Raw genomic sequence first — 8,867 nt, 5'->3', positions numbered from 1 at the left:
GTTGGAAACTCCGCAGGGATATCGGATCGATTTCGACCAGTTGGCTGCCTGTCTGGCGCAGCGTAAACCGCCGCTGTTGTTGCTGTGCAATCCGCACAATCCGACAGGCCGTTGCTGGCGCCGCGATGAACTGGAGCGGCTCATGGCGCTTTGCCATGCCCACGACGTCACGGTGATCTCCGATGAAATTTGGGCCGATCTGCTGCTGCCCGGCGAGACGTTTACGTCGGTGTTGCATCTGGACGAGGAATATCGCGAGCGAGCGATTGCGGCGACGTCCGCCAGCAAAACCTTCGGACTCTCTTCGCTGCGCATTTCGAATTTTCTGATCCCCAATGCCCGGCTGCGGCAGGCGTTTGTCGATCGGCTGAACGCCCACGGGCTGGATGTATTCAACGCGCTGTCGATGACGGCGGCGACCGCGGCCTATCAACGGGGCGCTGCCTGGCTTGATGAGCTGCTCGGCTACCTGGCGGAGAATCGGCGTTGGTTTGAGCGGGCGCTGGCGGCCGCCGCGCCCTGGTGCTCGATGACCCAGGCTGAAGGGACCTATCTCGCCTGGCTGGATTGCCGTGCACTGGGTTTGAACGATGCTGACTTACAGCAGGCGCTGGTGGCGGTGGCGAAGCTGGCGCCGTCGATGGGCAGCGGTTTCGGCCCGCAGGGGAGCGGTTTTATCCGCATCAACCTGGGGTGCCCGCGCCGGTATCTCGAGCGTGCCGTCGAAGGGCTGGCACGCCTGAAATAACCGTACAGCGGGCCCTCAATAGTGCGGCGGAGGGGTTTCTTCCGATTGCGAGGCGATCATTGAGGTTTGGGTCGAGCGCAGCTTGTCGGTCAACATGCGCAGGTGTTCGCGCATCTTCAGCATTTCCATTTGATGCTGGATGACGGTCTGGTTGAGCTCTTCGATGGTGAGCTCTTGGAAGGCCTGACGGCTCTCCAGTTCTTCAAGCCGCTGTAGCAGGCGTTGAATGTCGGCGTTGTGCATGAGGCTACCTCTGACGCGATAAAATCCTGATTCGGCGCTATGGTAACAGCTGACGCCGGGTTTGCTCGCGCTATTTCTCCAGGCGGCGCGCAACGTTGCGATCGGCAGTGTAAAGTGCTGAAAAGTTGCACGCCCGATACGCCGTTTTTTGCTAACCTCGCCGAATATTCTGCAAGAAAAATCTGATTTATCATGCGAGTAGCACGCAGGGGGAAACTTCTTGGCAAAGCGGGAGTCACACTTTGACTCGATTGGTTACCTGTGCGACTGTTTTGTTTTGTTTCAGGCAGCTATAGTAGCCCGGTTATCTTACCTAATGATTGTTTGGGGCATTGCTTCAGACACTGGAGAAATGGATGAAATCTTTGTTTAAAGTCACGCTTCTGGCAACCACCATGGCTTTTGCTCTGAATGCGACCCAGGTCATGGCAGCCGATGCCGCCAAACCGGCAGAAGCCGCTAAACCAGCGGACGCGGCGGCAGCACCGAGCACCGGCAAGTTCAAAAACGACGACGAGCAAGCCGCTTACGCACTGGGTGCGTCTCTCGGCCGTTACATGGACAACTCTCTGAAAGAGCAAGAGAAGCTGGGCATCAAGCTGGACAAAGATCAGCTGATCGCCGGCGTTCAGGACGCGTTCGCCAACAAGAGCAAGCTGAACGACGCCGACATCGAGAAGACCCTTCAGGGCTTCGAAGCGCGCGTGAAGGCTTCCGCTCAGGCGAAGATGGAACAGGACGCCAAGGACAACGAAACCAAAGGCGCCAAGTACCGCGACAGCTTCGCTAAAGAAAAAGGCGTGAAGAAAACCGAATCCGGCCTGCTGTACCAGGTAGAGAAACCGGGCGCGGGTGAAGCGCCGAAAGACAGCGACACCGTGGTAGTAAACTACAAGGGCACCCTGACCGACGGTACCGAGTTCGATAACTCCTACACCCGTGGCGAGCCGCTGTCGTTCCGTCTGGACGGCGTGATCCCTGGCTGGACCGAAGGCCTGAAGCACATCAAGAAAGGCGGCAAAATCAAGCTGGTGATCCCGCCGGCATTGGCCTACGGCAAAACCGGCGTTCCGGGCATCCCGGCTAACTCCACGCTGGTGTTCGACGTTGAGCTGCTGGACGTGAAAGCGGCGCCGAAAGCCGACGCTAAAGCCGAAAAACCGGCTGACGCGAAAGCAGACGCCAAAGCGAAATAATCTCGTCGCTCTGTTTGCCACCGCCGCGGATGCCCTCCGCGGCGGTTTTCATTTCGGCCGCCGCCGCCTCTCTCTCCATTGAACGCTTGACGCCTGCCGGGCATCGGGCTTAACGTCAATACCACGCGCAAACGCAAGGACTTTGCTCCGGCCGCTTTGCTAGACTAATAATTCTGACTTATCAGTCATGCGTCTGCCCCTTAGGGCGTGTACCTAAAATTGTTCCCGGCCGCCTCGCCCGCGGATGTCATCGTGCCGTTTATGCTGCTCTCAGCCAGCCGCGCTGCGGCGTGCCGACGACGGCAGCGATCCGGTCCGAGCGGTTTTAGCTGCGCCCCCTGGCACAGGCGATCTATGAGGGTGGTATCTTCGATGTCGAATTCGCTTTTATCCAGCGAAGCCAGCGAACTTGATTTGCTGAATGAACGTCCGTTTACTCAAACGGATCATGAAATCCTGAAATCCTATGAAGCGGTGGTCGATGGGCTGGCGATGTTGATCGGCGGCCACTGCGAGATCGTATTGCACGCGCTGGAAGATCTGAACAGCTCAGCGGTGCGCATCGCCAACGGGGAACATACCGGGCGTAAAATCGGTTCGCCGATCACCGACCTGGCGCTGCGCATGCTGCACGACATGGCCGGCGACGACAGCAGCGTGTCGAAAGCCTACTTCACCCGCGCCAAGAGCGGCGTGCTGATGAAGTCGGTGACCATCGCGATTCGCAATTGCGAACAGCGGGTAATCGGTTTGTTGTGCATCAACATGAACCTCGATGTGCCGTTCTCGCAGATCATGCAGACCTTTATGCCGCCGGCCACGCAGGACGTGCCGTCGTCGGTGAATTTCGCGTCTTCAGTCGACGATCTGGTGGCGCAGACGCTGGAGTTCACCATCGAAGAGGTGAATGCCGATCGCTCGGTATCCAATAATGCCAAGAACCGCCAGGTAGTGCTCAACCTCTATGAGAAAGGCATCTTCGACATCAAGGATGCGATCAATCAGGTGGCGGATCGCCTGAATATCTCCAAACACACCGTGTATTTGTACATCCGCCAGTTCAAGAGCGGCGATCTGTTGGGAAGCGACCGTTGATGCTCGATTATTGTCTGTTGGTCACCGGCCCGGCTTACGGCACGCAGCAGGCCAGCAGCGCCTATCAGTTCGCGCTGGCCCTGCTGGCGAAAGGGCACCGGCTTTCCAGCGTCTTTTTCTACCGTGAAGGGGTGTTGAACGCCAACCAGCTGACCGCGCCCGCCAGCGATGAGTTCGACCTGGTGCGCGGTTGGGCGCAGCTGGCGCAGCAACACGGCGTGGCGCTCAACGTCTGCGTGGCCGCCGCGCTGCGCCGCGGTGTCACCGACGAGCGGGAGGCGGCGCAGCAGGGGCTGGCAAGCGCCAACCTGCAGCCCGGCTTTACCCTGAGCGGGCTGGGTTCCCTGGCCGAAGCGTCGCTGAGTTGCGACCGTCTGGTGCAGTTCTGAGGATAGGATGAAACGAGTCGCTTTTGTTTTCACCCATGGGCCGCACGGCGGCGCCAGCGGCAGGGAAGGGCTGGATGCGCTGCTCGCCACGTCGGCGCTCAGTGAAGATGTGGGGGTGTTTTTTGTCGGCGATGGCGTATTGCAGCTGTTGCCGGGCCAGCAACCGGAAAAGATTTTGGCGCGCAATTACATTGCCACCTTCGGCGTGCTGCCGCTGTATGACGTGGAGCGGTGCTATCTGTGCCAGGCTTCACTGCAGGAACGCGGATTGAGCCAAGTGAACGATTGGGTGCTGGATGCGGAAGTACTGGCGCCGGACGAACTGCGCCGCGAGCTTGCCGGCTACGACGCCGTGATGACGTTTTAGGATCCTCTGATGCTGTATACCCTGAGCCATTCGCCAAACCAATGTGACTTACCTGCGCTGCTGCGCCTGACGGCGGAGGGCGACGCGCTGCTGCTGTTGCAGGACGGCGTGCTTGCAGGCCTTGCCGGCAGCGCCCATCTTGAATTGCTGCTCGCCGCCCCCATATCCCTTTATGCGTTGCAGGACGACCTGGAAGCCCGGGGATTGGTTGGTCATTTTTCGCACAAAATCACTGTCGTCGGCTATAATCACTTCGTTGAATTAACCGAACAACACCGCAGCCAAATGGCCTGGTAATGAGAGTGATGTTGTATATTTCTTGACACCCATACTGGTCAGCCCTAAAATTCTGCGTCCTCGTACTTTGCCAATAGTGCATACGAGGGGATTTATCACATGTTTACGAAGCTAGTACGAAGCAAAAACCAGGAGCTTTTTTAATGGCAACAATTAACCAGCTGGTTCGCAAACCACGCTCTGTGAAGGCTGCTAAAAGCAACGTTCCAGCGCTGGAAGCCTGCCCGCAGAAACGTGGCGTATGCACCCGCGTATACACCACTACCCCGAAAAAACCAAACTCCGCACTGCGTAAAGTTTGCCGTGTGCGTTTGACCAACGGTTTCGAAGTGACTTCCTACATCGGTGGCGAAGGCCACAACCTGCAGGAACACTCCGTAATCCTGATCCGTGGCGGTCGTGTAAAAGACTTGCCAGGTGTGCGTTACCACACCGTCCGTGGTGCACTTGACTGCTCCGGTGTTAAAGACCGTAAGCAAGCTCGTTCCAAGTACGGCGTGAAGAAGCCAAAGGCTTAATGGTTCTCCGTTAAGTAAGGCCAAACGTTTTAACTTTAATGTCAAAATAAACTCGTAGAGTTTTGGACAATCCTGAATTAACAACGGAGTATTTCCATGCCACGTCGTCGCGTAATCGGCCAACGTAAAATCCTGCCAGATCCTAAGTTCGGATCTGAGCTGCTGGCCAAATTTGTAAATATCCTGATGGTAGACGGTAAAAAATCTACTGCAGAAGCAATCGTCTATACCGCGCTGGAGACCCTGGCTCAGCGTTCTGGTAAAGATCACCTGGAAGCTTTCGAAGTCGCTCTCGACAACGTTCGCCCGACTGTAGAAGTTAAGTCGCGTCGCGTTGGCGGTTCTACTTATCAGGTACCAGTTGAAGTCCGCCCGGTTCGTCGTAATGCTCTGGCAATGCGTTGGATCGTTGATGCTGCACGTAAACGCGGTGATAAATCCATGGCTCTGCGCCTGGCGAACGAGCTGTCTGACGCAGCAGAGAACAAAGGTTCTGCTGTTAAGAAGCGTGAAGACGTTCACCGTATGGCCGAAGCCAACAAGGCGTTCGCCCACTACCGCTGGTAATCACCCGGCTGTAGTCATGCTAACCAAGCGGGCGCGTCAAATCGGCCCGCTTGGGTTAACTGAACTTGAACGCCCTAGGAATAGAGGAATCAAATGGCTCGTACAACACCCATTGCACGCTACCGTAACATCGGTATCAGTGCTCACATCGACGCCGGTAAAACCACCACTACCGAACGTATTCTGTTCTACACCGGTGTAAACCACAAAATCGGTGAAGTTCATGACGGCGCTGCCACCATGGACTGGATGGAACAGGAGCAGGAGCGTGGTATTACCATCACTTCTGCAGCGACTACTGCCTTCTGGTCTGGTATGGCCAAGCAGTTCGAACCGCATCGCGTAAACATCATCGACACCCCAGGGCACGTTGACTTCACCATCGAAGTAGAACGTTCCATGCGTGTGCTGGATGGCGCGGTAATGGTTTACTGTGCTGTTGGTGGTGTTCAGCCACAGTCTGAAACCGTATGGCGTCAGGCTAACAAATACAAAGTGCCACGTATCGCGTTCGTTAACAAAATGGACCGCATGGGCGCTAACTTCCTGAAAGTTGTTGGCCAGATCAAATCTCGTCTGGGCGCCAACCCTGTTCCTCTGCAGCTGGCTATCGGCGCAGAAGACAAATTCACCGGCGTTATCGACCTGGTGAAGATGAAGGCGATCAACTGGAACGAAGAAGACGCAGGCGTAACCTTCGAATACGAAGACGTGCCGGCTGACATGATGGATCTGGCTGAAGAATGGCGCCAGAACCTGATCGAGTCCGCTGCGGAAGCTTCCGAAGAGCTGATGGAAAAATACCTGGGCGGCGAAGAGCTGACCGAGGAAGAAATCAAATCCGCTCTGCGTCAGCGCGTGCTGAACAACGAAATCATCCTGGTTACCTGTGGTTCTGCGTTCAAGAACAAAGGCGTACAGGCGATGCTGGATGCGGTAATCGAATACCTGCCGGCACCAACTGACGTTCCTGCGATCAACGGTATCCTGGACGATGGCAAAGACACTCCGGCTGAGCGTCACGCAAGTGATGACGAGCCGTTCTCTGCGCTGGCGTTCAAAATCGCTACCGACCCGTTCGTGGGTAACCTGACCTTCTTCCGCGTGTACTCCGGCGTTGTTAACTCCGGCGACACCGTGCTGAACTCCGTTAAGGCTGCGCGCGAGCGTTTCGGCCGTATCGTTCAGATGCACGCCAACAAGCGTGAAGAGATCAAAGAAGTTCGCGCAGGCGACATCGCCGCTGCGATCGGTCTGAAAGACGTGACCACCGGGGACACCCTGTGTGATCCAGACTCTCCAATCATCCTGGAGCGTATGGAATTCCCTGAGCCGGTAATCTCTATCGCCGTTGAACCAAAAACCAAAGCTGACCAAGAAAAAATGGGTCTGGCTCTGGGCCGTCTGGCTAAAGAAGACCCGTCATTCCGCGTATGGACTGACGAAGAGTCTAACCAGACCATCATCGCCGGTATGGGTGAACTGCACCTCGACATCATCGTTGACCGCATGAAGCGTGAATTCAACGTTGAAGCTAACGTGGGCAAACCTCAGGTAGCTTACCGCGAAGCGATTCGCGCGAAGATTACCGATGTTGAAGGTAAGCACGCCAAGCAGTCTGGTGGTCGCGGTCAGTACGGTCACGTTGTGATCGACATGTACCCACTGGAGCCGGGCTCTAACCCGAAAGGTTACGAGTTCATCAACGACATCAAAGGTGGTGTAATTCCTGGCGAATACATCCCTGCCGTTGATAAAGGCATCCAGGAGCAGCTGAAGTCTGGTCCGTTGGCTGGTTACCCGGTAGTAGACATGGGTATTCGTCTGCACTTCGGTTCTTACCACGACGTTGACTCCTCTGAACTGGCGTTTAAACTGGCCGCGTCTATCGCCTTTAAAGAAGGCTTTAAGAAAGCGAAACCAGTTCTGCTTGAGCCTATCATGAAGGTTGAAGTTGAGACTCCAGAAGAGAACACCGGTGACGTTATCGGTGACTTGAGCCGTCGTCGCGGCATGCTGCGCGGTCAGGAATCTGAAGTGACTGGCGTTAAGATCCACGCTGAAGTACCGTTGTCCGAAATGTTCGGCTACGCAACTCAGCTGCGTTCTCTGACTAAAGGTCGCGCATCATACACCATGGAATTCCTGAAGTATGATGATGCACCGAACAACGTCGCTCAGGCCGTAATCGAAGCCCGTGGCAAATAAGCCGCAGGGTTAAAACCAAAGTCCCGTGCTCTCTCCAGAAGGGGAGAGCGCTATAGTAAGGAATATAGCCGTGTCTAAAGAAAAATTTGAACGTACAAAACCGCACGTTAACGTTGGTACTATCGGCCACGTTGACCACGGTAAAACTACCCTGACTGCAGCGATCACTACCGTACTGGCTAAAACCTACGGCGGTTCTGCACGTGCTTTCGACCAGATCGATAACGCGCCAGAAGAAAAAGCTCGTGGTATCACCATCAACACCTCTCACGTTGAGTATGACACCCCGACTCGCCACTACGCGCACGTTGACTGCCCAGGGCACGCCGACTACGTGAAAAACATGATCACCGGTGCTGCTCAGATGGACGGCGCGATCCTGGTAGTAGCTGCGACTGACGGCCCAATGCCTCAGACTCGTGAGCACATCCTGCTGGGTCGTCAGGTTGGCGTTCCTTTCATCATCGTATTCATGAACAAATGCGACATGGTTGATGATGAAGAGCTGCTGGAACTGGTAGAAATGGAAGTTCGCGAACTGCTGTCCGCTTACGACTTCCCTGGCGACGACCTGCCGGTAATCCGCGGTTCCGCGCTGAAAGCGCTGGAAGGCGAAGCTGAGTGGGAAGCGAAAATCATCGAACTGGCCGAAGCCCTGGACAGCTACATCCCAGAGCCAGAGCGTGCTATCGACAAGCCGTTCCTGCTGCCAATCGAAGACGTATTCTCCATCTCCGGTCGTGGTACCGTTGTTACCGGTCGTGTTGAGCGCGGTATCATCAAAGTTGGCGAAGAAGTTGAAATCGTTGGTATCAAAGACACCGTTAAGTCTACCTGTACTGGCGTTGAAATGTTCCGCAAACTGCTGGACGAAGGCCGTGCTGGTGAGAACGTAGGTGTTCTGCTGCGTGGTATCAAACGTGAAGAAATCGAACGTGGTCAGGTACTGGCTAAGCCAGGCTCCATCAAGCCGCACACCCAGTTCGAATCTGAAGTGTACATCCTGAGCAAAGATGAAGGTGGTCGTCACACGCCATTCTTCAAAGGCTACCGTCCACAGTTCTACTTCCGTACCACTGACGTGACCGGTACCATCGAACTGCCAGAAGGCGTAGAGATGGTAATGCCAGGCGACAACGTGAACATGGTTGTAACCCTGATTCACCCAATCGCGATGGACGACGGTCTGCGTTTCGCAATCCGTGAAGGCGGCCGTACTGTAGGCGCTGGTGTTGTTGC

At 55.7% G+C, this 8,867-nt stretch carries 11 protein-coding genes; 10 read left to right on the top strand and 1 reads right to left on the bottom strand.

All coding sequences use genetic code 11. The annotated features are described in order from the left end of the window. Positions 1-748 (top strand): MalY/PatB family protein (locus ADK28_RS08730; protein ID WP_048795440.1); only part of this gene is annotated, 748 nt, incomplete at its 5' end. 15 nt (positions 749-763) lie between these two features. Here ADK28_RS08730 and ADK28_RS08725 read toward each other — a convergent pair. Then, entirely contained in the window at positions 764-991 is a 228-nt protein-coding gene (locus ADK28_RS08725) for a SlyX family protein (RefSeq protein ID WP_004930414.1), read from the bottom strand. 356 nt (positions 992-1,347) lie between these two features. On the opposite strand from ADK28_RS08725, the gene fkpA reads away from it, so the two are divergent. The 9 genes from fkpA to tuf all read left to right on the top strand — a co-directional run. After that, the gene (gene fkpA, locus ADK28_RS08720; protein ID WP_016930330.1) at positions 1,348-2,187 is read left to right on the top strand and encodes an FKBP-type peptidyl-prolyl cis-trans isomerase; all 840 of its coding nucleotides are present in this window, start codon (positions 1,348-1,350) and stop codon (positions 2,185-2,187) included. Positions 2,188-2,559: 372 nt separating this feature from the next. After that, complete coding sequence (locus ADK28_RS08715; protein WP_033639238.1) at positions 2,560-3,282, top strand: helix-turn-helix transcriptional regulator; 723 nt, start codon at positions 2,560-2,562, stop codon at positions 3,280-3,282. Then, entirely contained in the window at positions 3,282-3,671 is a 390-nt protein-coding gene (gene tusD, locus ADK28_RS08710; protein ID WP_016930329.1) for a sulfurtransferase complex subunit TusD, read from the top strand. Before ADK28_RS08715 ends, tusD begins: the two co-directional genes overlap by 1 nt. Before the next feature lie 7 nt (positions 3,672-3,678). Further along, entirely contained in the window at positions 3,679-4,038 is a 360-nt protein-coding gene (gene tusC / locus ADK28_RS08705) for a sulfurtransferase complex subunit TusC (RefSeq protein WP_016930328.1), read from the top strand. Positions 4,039-4,047: 9 nt separating this feature from the next. Beyond that, positions 4,048-4,335, top strand: a complete 288-nt coding sequence (gene tusB / locus ADK28_RS08700; protein ID WP_019456119.1) for a sulfurtransferase complex subunit TusB — start codon at positions 4,048-4,050, stop codon at positions 4,333-4,335. Between the two features lie 143 nt (positions 4,336-4,478). Continuing rightward, positions 4,479-4,853, top strand: coding sequence for a 30S ribosomal protein S12 (gene rpsL, locus ADK28_RS29930; RefSeq protein WP_004930426.1), 375 nt, complete (start codon positions 4,479-4,481; stop codon positions 4,851-4,853). A gap of 96 nt (positions 4,854-4,949) precedes the next feature. After that, the gene (gene rpsG / locus ADK28_RS08690) at positions 4,950-5,420 is read left to right on the top strand and encodes a 30S ribosomal protein S7 (protein ID WP_004956203.1); all 471 of its coding nucleotides are present in this window, start codon (positions 4,950-4,952) and stop codon (positions 5,418-5,420) included. Between the two features lie 93 nt (positions 5,421-5,513). Then, on the top strand, positions 5,514-7,628 hold the full coding sequence (gene fusA, locus ADK28_RS08685; RefSeq protein ID WP_028127620.1) for an elongation factor G: 2,115 nt from the start codon (positions 5,514-5,516) through the stop codon (positions 7,626-7,628). A 70-nt stretch (positions 7,629-7,698) separates the two neighbouring features. Beyond that, a partial coding sequence (gene tuf / locus ADK28_RS08680; protein WP_048795439.1) for an elongation factor Tu occupies positions 7,699-8,867 on the top strand: 1,169 nt, incomplete at its 3' end.

Source organism: Serratia sp. 506_PEND (assembly GCF_001076875.1).
GTDB lineage: Bacteria > Pseudomonadota > Gammaproteobacteria > Enterobacterales > Enterobacteriaceae > Serratia > Serratia marcescens.
The sequence above is the reverse complement of the archived record's forward strand: the minus strand, read 5'-3'. Positions and strand labels throughout refer to the sequence as shown.